Source organism: Euzebyales bacterium (assembly GCA_035461305.1).
GTDB lineage: Bacteria > Actinomycetota > Nitriliruptoria > Euzebyales > JAHELV01 > JAHELV01.
Genome location: DATHVN010000001.1, coordinates 36572 through 52755, shown reverse-complemented (window position 1 = coordinate 52755; position 16184 = coordinate 36572). Strand labels below are relative to the sequence as shown.

Sequence of the window (16184 nt, the reverse complement as noted above, 5' to 3'; positions counted from 1 at the left end):
GCACGGTCGATGACCGCGGGTCGCACGAACCAGCCGGGCCGGTCGAGCACCTCTCCCCCGCACGCGACCATCGCACCCTCGTCACGCGCCGAGGCCAGATAGTCCAGCGCGGTCTGGCGCTGGTCGTCGGTGATCAGCGGCCCCATCTGCGTGTCCGCGTCGGCCGGGTCGCCGACGCGGAAGTCCTCGGTCGCCGCCACCAGCGCCTCGACGAAGTCGTCGTGCACGCTGTCCTCGACGAGGATCCGGCTGCGCGCACAGCAGTCCTGCCCGGCGTTGCCGAAGACCGCTGGGACCGCCTCCGTCGCAGCGGCCTCGACATTGGCGTCGGCGAAGACGACGTTCGGCGACTTGCCGCCGAGCTCGAGCGTGACCCGTTTGAGCGACGCGGCCGCGCGCTGCTGGATGCCGACACCGACGGCCGTCGAGCCGGTGAACGCGATCTTGCGCACGTCGCCATGCCCGACGATGGCCTCACCGACCGTGCTGCCGCGACCCGGGACCACGTTGATCACCCCCGGCGGCACGCCGGCGTCATGCAGGATCGTCGCGATCTCCAGCGCCGACGCGGGGGTCAGCAGCGCCGGCTTGAGCACAACGGCGTTGCCGGCCGCCAGGGCAGGTGCCAGCTTCCAGGTGGCGATGAGGCCGGGGAAGTTCCACGGCATGATGAGGCCGACGACACCCACCGGCTGGCGCAGCGTGTAGTCGAACCCGCCGGCGGGGACCGACAGCGTCTCGCCGCCGAAGCCGCACACGACACCGGCGTAGAAGTCGAACACGTCAGCGACCGACGCCATCTCGACCCGGGCGTCGGCGATCGGCTTGCCGACGTCGCGCGACTCGGTCCGTGCCAGGTCCTCGTGCCGCTCACGGGCGAGCGCGGCGGCGGCGTGGAGCACGGCGGCCCGCTCGGGCGCGGGGCGCCGCCCCCACTCCATCGCCGCCCGCGCTGCGGCGGCGACCGCGGCCTCGACGTCATGGGCGTCGCCGAGGGCGACCTCGAGACAGGGCTCGCCCGTCGACGGGTCGTCGACCGGATGCGTGGCACGCGACGCCGCCGCCCGCTGAGCGCCGTCGATGAACAGGCCCGCTGCGTCCATGTGGAAAGTCCTGACCCTGCCTGGCGCTAGAGGCGCTCGAAGCCCCGGTAGCGCTCCCAGTCGGTGACCGCCGCGCCGAACGCTGCGAGCTCGACGTCGGCCATGTTGCGGTAGTGCGCGACCACGTCGTCGCCGAACGCGTCGCGCGCGAGGTCGCTGGCGGAGAACAGCTCGGCGGCGTCGCGCAGGTTGTCGGGGACCCGTTCGTTGTCGCTCTCGTAGGCGTTGCCGACGTAGTCGTCCTCGAGCTCGAGCGTGTCGTCGATGCCGCGCAGCCCCGCTGCGATCATCGCAGCGAACGCCAGATAGGGGTTGACGTCACCGCCCGGCACCCGGTTCTCGACCCGCATGGCCGCGCCGTGGCCGACGACCCGGAACGCGCACGTCCGGTTGTCGAAGCCCCACGCCGCGACGGTCGGGGCGAAGCTGCCCGCGACCAAGCGCTTGTAGCTGTTGATGTTCGGCGCGTAGAACAGCGTCAGCTCGCGCAGCGCGGCGATCTGCCCGGCGACGAAGTGGCGGAACACGGGCGACATGCCGTCGCCATCGGCGAACACGGCCGCGCCGTCGGTGCCCCGCAGGCTGAAGTGCAGGTGGCATGAGCTGCCTTCGAGCTCGTTGTACTTGGCCATGAAGGTCAGCGCGTAGCCCTGCTCGGCGGCCATCTCCTTGGCGGCGTTCTTGTAGATCGTGTGGTTGTCGGCCATCGTCAGGGCATCGCTGTAGCGGAAGTTGATCTCGTGCTGACCGGGGTTGCACTCCCCCTTGGCCGACTCGACGGGCATGCCCATGCCCTCCATCGCGTTGCGGATGCGCCGCAGCAGCGGCTCGACTCGCGTGGTGCCCAGCATCGAGTAGTCGACGTTGCAGTAGTTGGCCGGCTCGAGGTCACGGTAGGCCCTCCGCCACGCCTCCTCGTAGGTGTCGCGGAGCACGATGAACTCGAGCTCCGAGCCCGCATGGGCCGTGAGGTCGCGCTCCGCCAGCCGGTCGAGCTGACGCCGCAGGATCTGGCGCGGCGACGCCACGACGGGCGAGCGGTCGTCCCACTGCAGGTCTGCCATCACCAGCGCGGTGCCCGGCAGCCAGGGCGCGACCCGCAACGTGTCCAGGTCGGGGACCATCATGAAGTCGCCGTAGCCGGTGTTCCAGCTCGACATCTCGTAGCCCTCGACGGTGTTCATGTCAACGTCGACGGCCAGCAGGTAGTTGCAGCCCTCGGCGGCGTGCTCGACGACCTCGCCGAGGAAGTGGTGAGCGGAAAGGCGCTTGCCCTGCAGCCGCCCCTGCATGTCGGTCAGGCACAGCAGCACCGTGTCGATGCGACCCGCGTCGACCTCGCCCCGCAGTGCCTCGACGTCGATCGCGCCGCGCAGTGCTGTCGCTGTCGGCTGCTCCATCGGCTACCGGACCTCCTTCTCGGCCTCGGTGATCACGGCGAACTCCTCCTCGGGCGCATCGGCCACCAGGTGGTGCCGGCTGTAGAACCAGTAGTAGGCCAGGCCCAGCAGGTAGATGACCAGCACACCCAGCACCATGAACACGACCTGCGGCTGGTAGAAGAGGCTCGATATCATCGCGAGCACGCTCAGCCCGAGCGCGACCGCCGGGGTCACAGGCGCGCCGGGCGTCCTGTAGGGCCGCTCCATGTCGGGCTCGTCACGGCGCAGGATGAAGTGGCTGGCCATCATCATGACGTAGCTGACCAACGCGGCGAAGACGGCGAGCTGGATCAACAGGTCACCCGTGGCGATGGGCGGATCCTCACCCGCAGGCGCCCCCCTGGTGTTGAAGAAGTCGACGACCTGGATGGTCAGGAACCCCACGATCCCCGGCACGATCAACGCCCAGTGCGGGGTGTGCCGCCTGTTGGTCTTCGACAGCCACGTGGGCAGGTAGCCGGCCCGTGACAGGGCGAAGATCTGGCGGGAGTAGGCGTAGATGATGGAGAAGAAGCTGGCGATCAGACCGGTGAGGCCGACCACGGTCGTCAGCCAGTAGACCCATCCGCGTCCGTAGACCTCGTCGGCGGCCTGCGGCAGCGGGTTGCCCGAAGTGGCGAGCGCCTCCGCGCCGGCGGCACCGGGGGCGATGAACAGCGAGATCATGCTGAACACGATGAGCGATCCCATCGCCAGCAGCATGCCCTTGGGCAGGTCGCGCGCCGGGTCGGCGGTCTCCTCGGCGGCCAGCGGCACGTCCTCGATCGCGAGGTAGAACCAGCCCGCCGCGGGCAGCGCCGCGAGGATCCCGCCGAGCCCGAAGGGCAGGAACCGGCTGCCGCCGTCTTCAGGTGTGATGTCCAGGAGGTTGTCGACGCTGAAGTTGGGTGCCATCGCAAGCCCCCAGATGATGAGCACCGCGACGGAGACGACGGTGATGACCAGCAGCGTGCGCAGGGATTCCTTCACACCGAGCAGGTTGATGGCCACGAAGATCACGTAAGCGACGAACGCCACCACGTCGGGCTGGAACACCGGTGAGATGTCGGCGACGTAGCCACCGATGCCGACGGCGATCACGGCGGGCGCGAGCACGTACTCGATCACGACCGCCAGGCCGGTGATGTAGCCGCCGGTCCTGCCGATCGCTCGGCGGGCGAACGCGTACGGACCGCCGGCGACCGGCATCGCCGTCGACATCTCGGCGATCGACATCATCATCGTCGCGTACAGCGTCGCCATGATGGCGGTGGCGATCAGCAGCCCGCCCCAGCCCCCGGCGTTCATTCCGAAGTTCCATCCGAAGAACTCTCCGGAGATGACCGAGCCGACGCCGAGTCCCCACAGCAGCACCGGTCCCGCGACGCGTCGCAGTTTGCGTTCGGCGAGGTAACGGTCCTCGTTGGCGGTGGCGGGCTTCTGCGATTCCTCGTTCATCGCGATGTCTCCTCAACCACGATCACTGTCCTGGGATCGTGCCGTGGACAGCCCAGCAGCCGTGACGTCTTCTCTGCCAGACGCGGAGCAGATGACGAACCGAACCAATCCACGGCACTATGGCACTGGCAACAGCAGGTTCTTGACAGAAGGAGTGGGTCCGCTCCACGCCCATGAGCGGGCTCCGATGGTCTATGGACGGACCAACTGTTGAGGCCGATGACACAGATGTCAAGGAATTGCCATGGCCGTGCCCGCCATCGAACGAGCAGCGACGAAGGATGCAGGCACCTACTCGATCGTGCCCGGCGCGTCACTCGGCGCGGTCCTCCGACCGGTCCGGTCGGGCAACGCCTTCGAAGAGGCGATCCAGCGGATCGTCCAGGCGATCAAGCTGGGCGCGGTGACCGCCGGCGAGCGACTGCCACCTGAGCGGACGCTCGCGAAGCAGCTCGGCATCAGCCGCGTCACGCTGCGCGAGGCGTTGCGGGCGCTGACCGAGGCCGGCCTCGTCGAGTCACGGCGGGGGCGCAGCGGCGGCACCTTCATCACGTACCGGCCCGACGAGCACGGCGACACCGCGCTGCTCACCAACGGCCGTGACCTGCGTGACGAGCTCGAGGACCACCTTGTCATGCGGTCGGTGCTGGAGCCGGGCGCCGCCGAGGTCGCCGCGCGCCATGACCTCGACCACGCAGCCAAGGAGTACCTGCAGGCGCGCCTCGACGACGTCGAGTCGACGACGTCGCGGCACCGCCACCGGCTCGCAGACTCCAGGCTCCACCTGGCGATCGCCGAGCTGACCGGATCGGTCAGCCTGATCGCGGCCATCGCCGACGCGCAGATGACGCTCGGGGAGATGCTCGAGGCCATCCCCGTGCTGGCCCACAACATCGAGCGCTCCCACACGCATCACGCGGCGCTCGTCAACGCGATCTTGGCGGGGCGGCCCGAGGAGGCACGGCAGCACATGCGGGACCACGTCGACGCCACGGCGGCGCTGCTCGGTGGCTTTCTTGCTTGACGCACGGCCTGACCGCACCACACAATGGATCATTCTCAGAGCTTTATGCCGTGCAGGCTGATTTGCAGTCAGGACACGAGCCATGCGCCTGGAGGGTCGGGTAGCGTCAATCACGGGTGGCGGCAGCGGCATCGGACGCGCGGCGGCGCTGCTGTTCTCCGCGGAGGGAGCCGGGATCCTGGTCTCGGACGTGGACGCTGACGCGGGCAAGGAGACCGTCGAGATGGTGCGGCACGCCGACGGCGATGCACACTTCGTCCAGGTCGACGTGAGCCGCGCGGCGGATGTCGAGCACCTGTACGCCGAGGGTGAGAAGGTCTTCGGCAAGGTCGACGTGCTGCTCAACAACGCCGGGATCTTCCACAACGCCGACGCGTCGGTCACCGACACGGCCGAGCAGATCTGGGACCGTGTCCTCGCCGTCGACCTGACGGGCGTGTTCCTGTGCTGCAAGTACGGCGTGCCCGCGCTGCAGCGGGCCGGCGGTGGCACCATCGTGAACGTTGCGTCGTTCGTGTCGTGGATGGGCGCGGCGACGCCGCAGATCGCCTACACAGCCGCCAAGGGTGGCGTGGTGTCGATGACGCGTGAGATCGCCACCGAGTTCGCCCGGCAGAACATCCGTGCCAACGCGCTGTGCCCGGGCCCGGTCGACACACCGCTGCTCGCCGAGCTGCTGTCGGACCCACAGCGGCAGCAGAGGCGCCTGATCCACATCCCGATGGGCCGGTTCGGCCGTGCCGACGAGATGGCCAGGGCGGCGCTGTTCCTCGCTTCCGACGACTCGTCGTTCGTGACAGGCGCGTCGCTGCTGGTCGACGGCGGGATCACGGCGGCGTACGTGACGCCGGAGTGACCATGTCGGCGCTGTTCATCGCACACGAGGCCGACGTGCTGCCAGGCTACCTTGGCGAGGCCGCCGAGCGCCGCGGCATCGCCGTGGACATGTGCGACCTGTGGGACGGCGCCACGCTGCCCGAGCCGGGCACGCACGACCTGATCGTGCCGCTCGGCTCGGCCGAGGCCGCCTACGACGACGCAGTGCCGTGGCTCGCGACCGAGCTCGACCTGCTCCGGGACGCCGCCGCGGTCGACGTGCCGATCTTCGGCGTGTGCTTCGGCGCGCAGGCGCTGGCCCGCGCCCTCGGAGGGACGGTCACACGTGCCAGCACACCCGAGATCGGATGGTACGAGATCGAGACCGAGGACCCCGAGATCATCGCGCCGGGACCATGGCTGGAGTGGCACTTCGACACGCTCCTGCCGCCGCCCGGCGCGGGCATCCTGGCACGGTCCGCCGCTGGCGTGCAGGCCTGGCGGCGGGACCGCCAGCTGTGCGTGCAGTTCCATCCCGAGGTGACGCCGGACATCCTCGATCTGTGGATCGCGACGTCCGGCGACGAACTGGTCGACCGGGGCATCGACGTCGAGCGGCTGCGCCGGCAGACGACGCAGCTCGCGCCCCACGCCCGCGCGGCCGCCCACCGCCTGTTCGACCGTGTCCTGGACGAGCTCGGCGTGCACCCACCGCGCTGAGCTCGCGGCGCACGCGACTGCGTCGGTCGCCACCCGCGACCGAGCCCCACAGAGCACCCACCGCGAGCGTTGCCGGCCTGGTACCGCCGTGGAAGGATCGCCGCCGTGAGCGAGCTGGAGCGGGACACGCGCACGGCCTACGACGAGGCGGCCACGGCGTGGGCGTCCGGGCCTGACCTGGTGTACGGCCGGTTGGCGGCCGCGCTGCTCGACCACTGCCCCGAGGCGCTCGACGGAGCCACGGTGCTCGACGTCGGTGCGGGCACCGGTGTGCTCGGTGACGCGGCCAGGCAGCGGGGCGCGACGTGCGTCGACGCCGATGTGGCGGTCGACATGCTCGTACGTACCGGCAGCCACCGACGACGCGGCGTCGGCGCCGACGGGCGCGCGCTGCCGTTCCGCGACCGCACGTTCGACGTGGTGGCCGGCAACTGCTCGCTGTCACACGTGGTCGACCCCGACCGCATGCTGGCCGACGCGGTCCGCGTGGCACGCGACGACGGCGTGATCCTGTTCAGCTCCTTCCCCAACACGAGCACGTCGCACGACGCCTGGGCGGTCGTTGAGACAGTCCTGCGCGAGCACGGCTACCAGCGCCCGGCGTGGTACCAGCACCTGAAGGCGGCCAGCGAACCGCAGGTCGGCACCGAGGCGGCCCTCGCCGCCCTCGCGCACGTGGCGCGGGTACGCGCCGTGGATGTCACCCGTGTGCGCGTCGAAACGGGCCTGGACGACTCCGCGGCCCTCGCGGACTGGCGCCTCGGGATGGCCCAGCATGCAGCGTTCCTCGCGACGCTCCCGTCCGTGCGTCGGGCACGCATCCGCGCGACGGCGATCGACCGCATCGGCAGCCATCCTGCGCCCCTCGGCGTGGACCTGTTGATCCTGACCGGGCGCGCCTGAGGACCGATCTCGAGCACCATCTGGTCGGCCACGGACCTTCGGGCGCCGTGTGACGACGCGACGTGACCACTCGACGTCCACCACGCTGAGCAGTTCGTCCGCCCCTCTGAAGCCCCGAGCGGCACACGTATCACGACCGTCGGGCGTTGTCGCGCGAAGGTGTGAAGGCCAGATCACACGACCTGCTGTTCGAGGTTTGCCACAGCGGCAACGTCGCGGACGTCAGCTGCGTTCAACAGGTCGGACGGGCTGCTGGCCATCGGGCGTGTGGGGTGACCCGGGGGGCGGACGGCGCGAGGGTGCGCGAAGTGCCTGTTCGAGCGTCCTGCGGGTGACTCGTCGGCCCGGCGAGGGTCGCGGTCCGCCGACAGGCGTGTCGCGACCTACACTCGCCCCCCATGGTCACCGCCACCGTTCCCAGCCATGTCGACGACCCGGTCAATGCGAAGATCCTGGCCGTGTCCGAGGACCGGATCCAGGGCTTCCTGCGGTATCCGTTGCGCGAGATCGCCGATCGGTCCGCCGTCCCCGTCGACACGGTGATCGACCGGATCGCGGCGATGCTGCGGGCCGGGACCGTCCGCCGGGTTCGCCAGACGCTGCTGTCGACGAGCCTGGCCCCGGGTGCGCTGGTGGCCTGGAACGTCCCATCGGACCGGCTGCGCGACGCGTTCGACTTCATGTTCGAGCACGACCCGTTCTCCGGGCACGTGGTGCTGCGCACCACCGATCGGGGCACACCAGGAAGCCAGTACCGGCTGTGGACGACGTTGAAGGTCCCGCGGCCGTTCAGCATGGACAGGCACTGCCGCTACCTGCAGGATCGGGTGGGCGCCGAGGCCTACAAGCTGCTGCCGGCCCGCAAGCTGTTCGCGCTTGGCGTCGGCCACGTCCGGCGCCGCACGATCGAGCCCGGCGACAAGACGCCGGAGCCCGGCCGGGTGCTGGACACGAGGATCGTCGACCTGACCGACCGCGAGTGGCGGGTGCTCATGGCGCTCAAGCGCGAGTTCGCGCCCGACGAACTCCGCCAGGACATCTGGGTGTCGCGCGCGGTCGAGACCGGCGAGACGATCGAGGACTTCTGCGCGGTCGCCGAGAGCCTCAACGAACGACGGGTCATCGGTCGCTTCTCGACCTTCCTCGAGCACTACAAGCAGCACCGCGACGGCAGCCGGGTCACGCGCTACAACGCCCTGTTCCACTGGCGCGTGCCCCGGGGCGAGGAGCTGCGGGCGGGCCGGGAGGTCGGCCGCCACCACTGCATGACCCACGCCTACTGGCGCGAGGGGGGTCCCGAGTTCAGCAACGTCAACATCATGGGCGTGTCGCACGGCACGGACAAGCGGCGGGTGCTCGCACACAAAGCGGCCATCGACGAGCACCTTGCGTCGGTCGGCATCCCAGTCGAGTACACGAACGTCTTCTGGGGTGGGCGCAGCGAGATCAAGCCGAGCGAGGTCAGCCCGCTCGCCTACCGGCAGTGGTGCCTCGACGTCGGCCTGGACCCCGACGCGATGCGCGCCTGACCCCCACGCTGGGGAGTCAACCCACCACATCGGTCGGACGACTCCCCGGGGCGTTGACGGCCATCCCACCGGGGAGCCGACCCACGACCGCGCGACCTGATCCCCAGACACTTGTCCGCAGCCCGCCGCGGCCTCCCGCGCGACGATGCCGTCGTTCTGCCACCCTCCCTCGGTGTTCGAGTCGCGCGTCCGTGATCGTCTCCGGGCGGCAGGCCTGCGACCGAGCGATGGGCCGCTCCGGCACGCGTCGCCGATGGCCGGACCGTGCATCTCGACATCGCGTTTCCTGACGCACGGGTCGCGATCGAGTGCCAGGGCCACGTCGCTCATCACGCCCCGACGCAGCTTGACCGGGACGCACGCCGGGACAACGTGATCGCGCTCGCCCGCGACCGGCTCGTGCTGAAGCCGATGTGGGACTGGTTCACCAACGACTGGGCCGGGTTCCTGACCGAGCTGCAAACGGCGGTCGACGCACCCGGGGGGCGACTCACCCCGTGACCTGCAGAACGTGGCCGCCCCGCACATCGGGGAGCCGACTCACCACACCGTGACCTCCCCCGCAGAACGTCGCCGCCCCGCACATCGGGGAGCCGACTCACCACACCCGGTGACCTGCCCCCGCAGAACGTCGCCGCCCCGCACATCGCGGAGCCGACTCACCACACCCGGTGACCTGCCCCCGCAGAACGTCGCCGCCCCGCACATCGGGGAGCCGACTCACCACACCCGGTGACCTGCCTCCCCGGAATGTGGCCGGCCCCGCACACCGGGCAGTGCCTCCCCACCCGGGTGAGGGCCGGCGCCGAGACTGGCGAAGGCCCCGCGGGGCGGGGCCTTCGCCATCTGGTTGCGAGGGCAGGATTTGAACCTGCGACCTCCGGGTTATGAGCCCGGCGAGCTACCGAACTGCTCCACCTCGCGGGCGAAACGGTAGCAGCGTCGGCCACTGTTCGCAAAGAAGCGCGCGGTCACGGTTCGGTGGCAGCCGCGGTCGGTTCCGCGCCGGCCGACGAGGCTCCCGCCGCGCCACCGCCGAGCAGCCGCTCGACCTCGCGCAGCGCCTCCTCCGCCACCCGCGTCTGAGCCTGGTACTCGCCGAGGTTGCCGTCGGTCAGCGCCTGGTCGGCCGCGTCGAACGCCTCGAGCGCGCGCTCCAGCGCGGCAGCGACCGCGGGGTCGCTGACGTCACCCGGCGTCGGCGTTGCCGGCTGGTCACCGTCCGTCTCCTCATCCCCGACCACGGGCTCCTCGGCGCCCTCCGGCAGCTCGACACCGGGTGCGGCACTGCCGAACACCGCCTCCAGCGCCGCCTGCAGGCTGTCCTCCATCACGACCTGGTCGCCGAACACCAGGACCGTGCGGCGGAGCTCGGGGATCTCGGACTGCTGCGCGCGCAGGAACAACGGCTGCGCGTACAGCAGCGAGTCCTCGACGGGGATCACGAGCAGGTTGCCGTAGCGCACCCGCGAGCCCGACTGGTTCCACAGCGTGATCTGCTCACTGACCGCATCGTCCTGGTTGATGCGCGCCTGGATCTGCTCGGGCCCGAACACCGTCTTGGTCGGTGGCATCCGGTACGCCTTCAGCTGGCCGTACTCCTCGCCGTCACTGCGTCCGGCGAGCCAGCCGATCAGGTTGTTGCGCTGCTCCGGGGAGAACGGCTGGATCAGCGCGAACTCCTCGCTCGACTCGCCCGGCAGGCGCATCAGCAGGTAGTAGGGCCGCATCGCCCGGACCTCGCTGCTGTCGGGCTGGTTGGCCTGGAACTGCGCGTCGGCCGGGATGGCCCACGCGTCGTCCTTGTTGTAGAAGGCGTCAGGCCCCGGGATGTGGTACGTCTCGAACATCGTTGACTGCACCCGGAACATGTCCTCCGGGTAGCGGAAGTGGGACCGGAGCTCCTCCGAGGCCTCATCCACCCGGGTGAAGCTGTCGGGGAAGACATCGCTCCACGCCCGGATGATCGGGTCATCGGGGTCGACGACGTACAGCGTCACGGTGCCATCGTAGGCATCGACGACCGCCTTGACGCTGTTGCGGATGTAGTTCGCCGTGCCCTCCAGGCCGGGCACCTGCACCGACTGCTCCTGGAGCGTGATCTGCCCGTCTTCGGTGGTGACCGGCGCGAGCACCTGCTGCTCCGACACGGTCGCCGCCGCCAGGTTGGTGCGCTCCGAGTAGGGCACCATGTCGCTGGTCGTGTAGGCGTCGACGATCCACTTGATCCTGCCGTCGACCGCGACCGGGTAGGGGTCGTGATCGAGCTTGAGATAGGGCGCGACGTTCTGCACGCGGTCCCGGATGCGCCGGTTGTACATGATCTTCGACTCGTCGGTGATCAGGGCCGACAGCAGGATGTTCGGTTCGGCGAAGCGCAGCGCGAACGCGAGCCGTCGCAATGGCGAGCCGACGAACACGCCATCGTCGCCGTCGTAGCGGAACCGTTCGACCGCCTGCCCCTCGCCGAGGTCGAAGTCGAGCTCGTCCTCCGCGGCGCGCACGATCGAGTAGGTCGGCGGCTCCTCACCGATGTAGACGCGCGGGTTCTCGACCTCCAGCTCCTCGACGCCCTCCGGGGGGATGTTGTTGACGAGGAAGACCGGTTGGCCGTCGCGGCGCCGGGTGCTGACGGCGCTCGACACGATCCCGTAGCCGTGGGTGTAGACGAGCGCCTGGTTCTGCCATGTCCGCGCCTGCGAGGGCAGGTCGGTCGTGGCGACCTCGCGCACACTCAGCATCACCTGCTGCAGGTCCCCGTCGAGCGTGTAGCGGTCGACGTCGACGTCGCGGAAGTCGTAGTAGGGCCGGAGCTCCTGCAGCTGCTGGTAGGTGTTCTGCAGCGTGGCCGGGTCCCACAGGCGGATGGACTGCAGGGTCGTCTGGTTGTCGGAGATCGCCTGGTCTGACAGCTCGTCGTTGGCCGGGAAGTCCTCGAACGTCACGTCGTCGATGCCGAAGCCGAACCTGGTCAGCTCGAGGTTGCGCTCGATGTACGGCCGCTCACGCGGCAGCTCCTGCGGGTCGACCTGCAGGCGCTGGACGATGGCCGGGTAGACACCCGCCAGCACGACCGCCGCGACGACGAGGATGCCCACGCCCGCGGCCGGCAGCAACCAGCCGCGGAAGCGGATGTTGACCAGGAACAGCACGACGCAGATCGCCGCGATGATCGTCAGCAGCTGCAGCGCGAGCAGCTCAGCACTGACGTCGGTGTAGGACAGGCCCGTGACCTGGCCGCGCTCGGAGTAGCTGAGCATGTAGCGGTCGAGCCAGAAGCCCCAGGCGCGCACGGCGAAGAGCGCCGCCAGCAGCACCGACAGGTGCACGTTGACCTGCGGCGTCAGGCGCTGCCCGGCCGCCTGCGGTCGGATGCCACCGAACACGTAGTGGGCGGCCAGCGTCATCAACACCGTGATGACCAGCGCGGTGAACAGCCACGAGTTGACCAGCGTGTGGAACGGCAGGACGAAGACGAAGAAACCGAGATCCAGCCCGAACTGCGGGTCTTGACGGCCGAACTTAGTGGCGTTGGCCCACAGGACGTAGCGGGGCCACTGGGGTGCGACGTTGAGACCCGACAGGACGCCGACGACCACGGCGACGAAGAGAAGCAGCGGGCGCGCGATCGGCTCGACCAGCGTCCGGTAGCGCTCGACGTTCTGCTCCGCCGGGGTCGGGATCCGATAGCGCGGTGCCAGGCGACGCGCCAGCAGCAGGTTGCCGGCGAGCAGGACGGTCATGAAGATCCCGGCGCCCACGCCGAGGCCGAGCTGCGTGGTCAGCAACGTCCAGAACACGCGCACGAAGCCGATGCTGCGGAACCACAGGACATCCGTGTAGAAGGTCGCCAGGCGGGTCGACAGTGCCAGCACGACGATCAGGAGGATCCCGACGACTAGCCACCATCGCTGTCGTAGAGCCTGCAGCAGTTCCATCAGGGGTCGCTCTCCTCGTCGGCGGCGACGGTCGTGCACGTGCATCCCTCGCGTCGCGGTGGGGTGTGCTCACCCGACGGGAACGGTGCTGCGACCGGCACTGCCCCTGCGTCGGCATTGCTTCGGCACGTCTCGTCGGACCGGTGGCCTCGCTGGCTGACGATCCACCGTCTGGCGGTGACGTCACCGCTCGACCACGTCGCCAGCTTGCCGCGCTCGTACGCGCGCGACAGTTCGGTCTCGGCGATCTGTGCCACCATACCGGCGGAAAGTTCGGACACGATGCCGTCGATCCGCTCGAGGAACACCCACGGCGGGCGTCGACGCGGTCGCCCTCGGCCAGCAGTTCACGGATGGGCGTACCGACCCGCTCGTCGAGCACCGTGCCCATGGTGGCGTAGACGTCCTCGCCTCTCGTCGACGGCTGCAGACCGTCGCACTCCGTCGCGGCAGCACGCGCTCCGAGGTCGAAGGCCTGGCGCAGCTGGACCGCCGCCGCGGCGCCATCATCGAACGCGTCGTCGCTTCGGCGATGCCCGCCACCCCCGCGTCGTCGACGGTGAAAGCGACGGTGGCGCCTCCCACATCGCCGGCCCGGCGCAGCCGCTCATGCAGGCGGTCGCGGACGGCGCCGAGCTCGTCGTTGAGCCGCTCGATCAGCACGATCCGCAGCGGCCCGAGCAGGTCGCGCCTGTCGGCGACGACACCGTCTCCGGTGCCGCGACGGGACAGGTCCGCCGGTTCGCGACGCGCCACGTGCACACGCGACGGACGGGCGTCGGCCCCGGCGATCACCCTGAGCGGAGCACTGGACGGCAGCGGCCGGCGCCCTTCGTCGGTGCCGGTCAACGCCCGCTCCGCGCGGCGTGCCGCCAACGACGCCTCGTTGGCTCCCCTACGTCCGCCCTCCTCCAGGCCGGCCGCCAGGCGGTCGATCTCGGCGGTTGCGTCCTGCAGCTGGCTGATCAGCCGGGCGCGCGCCCTGTCGAGCTGGCGGAGCTGCTCGGTCATCTCGTCGCGGGCCCGGTACCCGTCACCGATGATCTGCGACCGCTTTCGCCGGGCGAGCGCAAGCTCGCTCCTGGCCTGCTCGCGCGACTCCTTCAGCATCCGTGCGCCCGCCTCCTGCGCCGCCTGGAGGATGCGCCAGGTCTCACGCGCCACGTTGGCGAACGCCTGCTCGGCCGTGATGGGCTTTGCCCGTTGCATCTGCTCGAGGTCGTCGGCACGGCCGCGCAGCTCCCCGACGATATCGTCCACCTCGTCGCAGAAGGCATTGACCTGGCGGCGGTCGTAGCCCAGCAGCGCGCGGTTGAAGTCGCGTGTCCCACTCACCGTGCAACCTTCACCGAACCGTCACGTGTCGGACGGCGCCGGTCCCCTCACGCGTCTGCGGCGCACGCGCGGTGGCCGCGCCGCACGGACGGCGTGCCACCGGGCATCGCAGTGTACGGGCAGGAACGTGACCGTCCGGGCGTCGGCGTTCGCCCGGACGGTCGGAGCGTGGCCGCCGGCGTATCACATCGGTGGACGACGCCGCACGGGATCACGGTCTCGGCGGTCGGCGTCGCCCAGACCCTAGTCCGTGCCGGGCCAGTGCGTGCCACCGTCCGCCCAGTGCTCCTGCTTCCAGATGGGCACCGTCTCCTTGAGGGTGTCGATGCCGTGCCGGGCCGCCGCGAAGGCCTCGCCGCGATGGTCGGCCGACACCGCGACGACGACGGACGGCTCGCCGATGGCCAGCGCGCCGAGCCGGTGGACCATCCACACGGCCCGGACCGACGGCCACCGGTCGGCGACGTCACGGGCGAGCGCGGCCAGGTGCGAGCACGCCTGCTCCTCGTACGCCTCGTAGGTCAGGCCGGCGACGTCACGACCCTCTGCGTGGTTGCGTACGGTGCCCGAGAACACGACGACCGCGCCCGCACGCGGATCGGAGGCGAAGCCGTGCGCGGCATCGGCCGACAGCGGCTCGTGAGTGATCGCGGTGTGCACGCGCGCGCTCATGATGTGCGCCTCATCCCACCACCGTACTCACCACCGGTCGGACGCCGCGGCATCGGGCTGGGGGTGGGCGGCCATCCACCGGTGCCGCACGAGCCAGGCCGCGATGCCCATCCCGACCGCCCATGCCCCGGTCACCACCGCGAGAAGCGTGGTCGTGCGGAACCGCAGCCGTCCGAGGCTCAACCAGCGGCGGTGCTCGGTGACGAACTGGTGCAGGACGGCGCGCTGGGACGTGGCGGGCGTCCACCCCAGCGCGCGCAGCCGCGCCGTGTCGACCACCCAGGGGTGCATCAGGTACCGCAACGCCGCCGGCGGCACGCCCAGCAGCCGGAGCCGGTGCAGCAGCGCGGCGACGCCCAGCGCGATCTGCTCGGGCAGGCGCAGGCCGGGGCGGGCCAGGATGTGGCGGACGTCGCTGCTGGTGAGCCAGCCGTCCGCCGCGACGTTGTAGACACCGCGGGCACGGGTATCGACGACGACCAGGCGCACCGCCTCGACCAGGTCGTCGACGGCGACGAACTGGACGGGAGGATCGAAGCCACGGACCCGCGGCAGCAACGGGCTCTCGAGGTGGCGGGTGACCGGCGAGTCGACGTCGGGCACGAGCACCGGCACCGTCCGCAGCACGACGACCCGACGCTGTGGGTGGTCGCCCGCGAACGCCCGGACGGCCTCCTCGGCCTCCAGCGCGTGATGGACGGCCGAGAACGCGGGGTCGGCGCGCAGCGGTTGCTGCTCGTCCAGCGGCACGCGGTTGCGCTCACCCGCGCCGTAGACCAGGGCCGACGACACGTGCACGAAGGTGCCCGCACCGGCGGTCCGGGCGGCGTCGAGCAGCCTGCGGGTCCCCTGCACCCGCATCGCCAGCGCGCGGTCGTCGTCGCGCGTCAGGGTCTCGGCGAGCACCGCGTTCACCACGACGTCGACGTCGGCGAAGACCCGGGCAAGCAATGCGTCGCGCAGGTCCGCCCTGACGAACTGGACACCGGCCGGCAAGGCGGGAGGACGGTCCCGGTCGATCGCCACGACCCCCTCGATCTGTGGATCCGAGACGAGACGCGCGAGCAGGGCGGCGCCGGTCGTGGTGTGGACGCCGGCCACCGCGACGCGCGTCGCCGCGCCACCGGCACCGCGCTGCGATGCTGCGACCATGGTGAGCATCCTCTCACGCGGCGGTCCGCTCCGGCACGAGGCCGCCGGTCTGCCGGTTGGCTGCCGCGTCGCCGCGGTCCTGCGACCCCGCGCGCCGCCCGGCCCGAGATCGA

Annotated in this window: 13 protein-coding genes and 1 tRNA gene; 6 read left to right on the top strand and 8 right to left on the bottom strand. The window is 70.5% G+C overall.

The window, feature by feature from the left end; genetic code table 11:
* The 3 genes from VK923_00230 to eat form a co-directional block, all read right to left on the bottom strand.
* A partial coding sequence (locus tag VK923_00230; protein HSJ43094.1) for an aldehyde dehydrogenase family protein occupies nt 1-1103 on the bottom strand: 1103 nt, incomplete at its 3' end.
* A 26-nt stretch (nt 1104-1129) separates the two neighbouring features.
* The gene (locus VK923_00225) at nt 1130-2503 is read right to left on the bottom strand and encodes a glutamine synthetase family protein (protein HSJ43093.1); all 1374 of its coding nucleotides are present in this window, start codon (nt 2501-2503) and stop codon (nt 1130-1132) included.
* Nucleotides 2504-2506: 3 nt separating this feature from the next.
* Nucleotides 2507-3982, bottom strand: coding sequence for an ethanolamine permease (gene eat / locus VK923_00220; protein ID HSJ43092.1), 1476 nt, complete (start codon nt 3980-3982; stop codon nt 2507-2509).
* 244 nt (nt 3983-4226) lie between these two features.
* Here eat and VK923_00215 point away from each other — a divergent pair, with 244 nt between their 5' ends.
* The 6 genes from VK923_00215 to VK923_00190 all read left to right on the top strand — a co-directional run bounded on the left by VK923_00215 (nt 4227) and on the right by VK923_00190 (nt 9475).
* Entirely contained in the window at nt 4227-5006 is a 780-nt protein-coding gene (locus VK923_00215; protein HSJ43091.1) for a GntR family transcriptional regulator, read from the top strand.
* A gap of 82 nt (nt 5007-5088) precedes the next feature.
* Complete coding sequence (locus tag VK923_00210; protein HSJ43090.1) at nt 5089-5862, top strand: glucose 1-dehydrogenase; 774 nt, start codon at nt 5089-5091, stop codon at nt 5860-5862.
* A gap of 2 nt (nt 5863-5864) precedes the next feature.
* Entirely contained in the window at nt 5865-6542 is a 678-nt protein-coding gene (locus VK923_00205) for a type 1 glutamine amidotransferase (GenBank protein HSJ43089.1), read from the top strand.
* A 105-nt stretch (nt 6543-6647) separates the two neighbouring features.
* On the top strand, nt 6648-7445 hold the full coding sequence (locus VK923_00200) for a class I SAM-dependent methyltransferase (protein HSJ43088.1): 798 nt from the start codon (nt 6648-6650) through the stop codon (nt 7443-7445).
* Nucleotides 7446-7843: 398 nt separating this feature from the next.
* On the top strand, nt 7844-8974 hold the full coding sequence (locus VK923_00195; protein ID HSJ43087.1) for a hypothetical protein: 1131 nt from the start codon (nt 7844-7846) through the stop codon (nt 8972-8974).
* A 264-nt stretch (nt 8975-9238) separates the two neighbouring features.
* Entirely contained in the window at nt 9239-9475 is a 237-nt protein-coding gene (locus VK923_00190; GenBank protein HSJ43086.1) for a hypothetical protein, read from the top strand.
* A gap of 346 nt (nt 9476-9821) precedes the next feature.
* On the opposite strand, the gene VK923_00185 is transcribed toward VK923_00190, so the two are convergent.
* The 5 genes from VK923_00185 to VK923_00165 form a co-directional block, all read right to left on the bottom strand.
* Nucleotides 9822-9898: transfer RNA gene (locus tag VK923_00185), tRNA-Met, on the bottom strand.
* Between the two features lie 47 nt (nt 9899-9945).
* Nucleotides 9946-12912, bottom strand: coding sequence for a UPF0182 family protein (locus VK923_00180; protein HSJ43085.1), 2967 nt, complete (start codon nt 12910-12912; stop codon nt 9946-9948).
* A 183-nt stretch (nt 12913-13095) separates the two neighbouring features.
* On the bottom strand, nt 13096-14247 hold the full coding sequence (locus tag VK923_00175) for a DivIVA domain-containing protein (GenBank protein ID HSJ43084.1): 1152 nt from the start codon (nt 14245-14247) through the stop codon (nt 13096-13098).
* A 243-nt stretch (nt 14248-14490) separates the two neighbouring features.
* Nucleotides 14491-14919: a molybdenum cofactor biosynthesis protein MoaE gene (locus VK923_00170; protein ID HSJ43083.1), complete on the bottom strand. Its 429-nt coding sequence runs from the start codon at nt 14917-14919 to the stop codon at nt 14491-14493.
* 27 nt (nt 14920-14946) lie between these two features.
* Nucleotides 14947-16071 carry an NAD-dependent epimerase/dehydratase family protein gene (locus tag VK923_00165; protein HSJ43082.1) on the bottom strand — a complete coding sequence of 375 codons (1125 nt, stop codon included), beginning with the start codon at nt 16069-16071 and terminating at the stop codon, nt 14947-14949.
* Between the last annotated feature and the right edge of the window lie 113 nt (nt 16072-16184).

What these genes read in the sequence shown, in the direction of transcription:
- VK923_00225 (HSJ43093.1), bottom strand. Translation starts at nt 2,503, where the DNA reads ATGGAGCAGCCGACAGCGACAGCACTGCGCGGCGCGATCGACGTCGAG.
- VK923_00205 (HSJ43089.1), top strand. Translation starts at nt 5,865, where the DNA reads ATGTCGGCGCTGTTCATCGCACACGAGGCCGACGTGCTGCCAGGCTAC.
- VK923_00210 (HSJ43090.1), top strand. Translation starts at nt 5,089, where the DNA reads ATGCGCCTGGAGGGTCGGGTAGCGTCAATCACGGGTGGCGGCAGCGGC.
- eat (HSJ43092.1), bottom strand. Translation starts at nt 3,982, where the DNA reads ATGAACGAGGAATCGCAGAAGCCCGCCACCGCCAACGAGGACCGTTAC.
- VK923_00195 (HSJ43087.1), top strand. Translation starts at nt 7,844, where the DNA reads ATGGTCACCGCCACCGTTCCCAGCCATGTCGACGACCCGGTCAATGCG.
- VK923_00180 (HSJ43085.1), bottom strand. Translation starts at nt 12,912, where the DNA reads ATGGAACTGCTGCAGGCTCTACGACAGCGATGGTGGCTAGTCGTCGGG.
- VK923_00215 (HSJ43091.1), top strand. Translation starts at nt 4,227, where the DNA reads ATGGCCGTGCCCGCCATCGAACGAGCAGCGACGAAGGATGCAGGCACC.
- VK923_00170 (HSJ43083.1), bottom strand. Translation starts at nt 14,919, where the DNA reads ATGAGCGCGCGCGTGCACACCGCGATCACTCACGAGCCGCTGTCGGCC.
- VK923_00165 (HSJ43082.1), bottom strand. Translation starts at nt 16,071, where the DNA reads ATGGTCGCAGCATCGCAGCGCGGTGCCGGTGGCGCGGCGACGCGCGTC.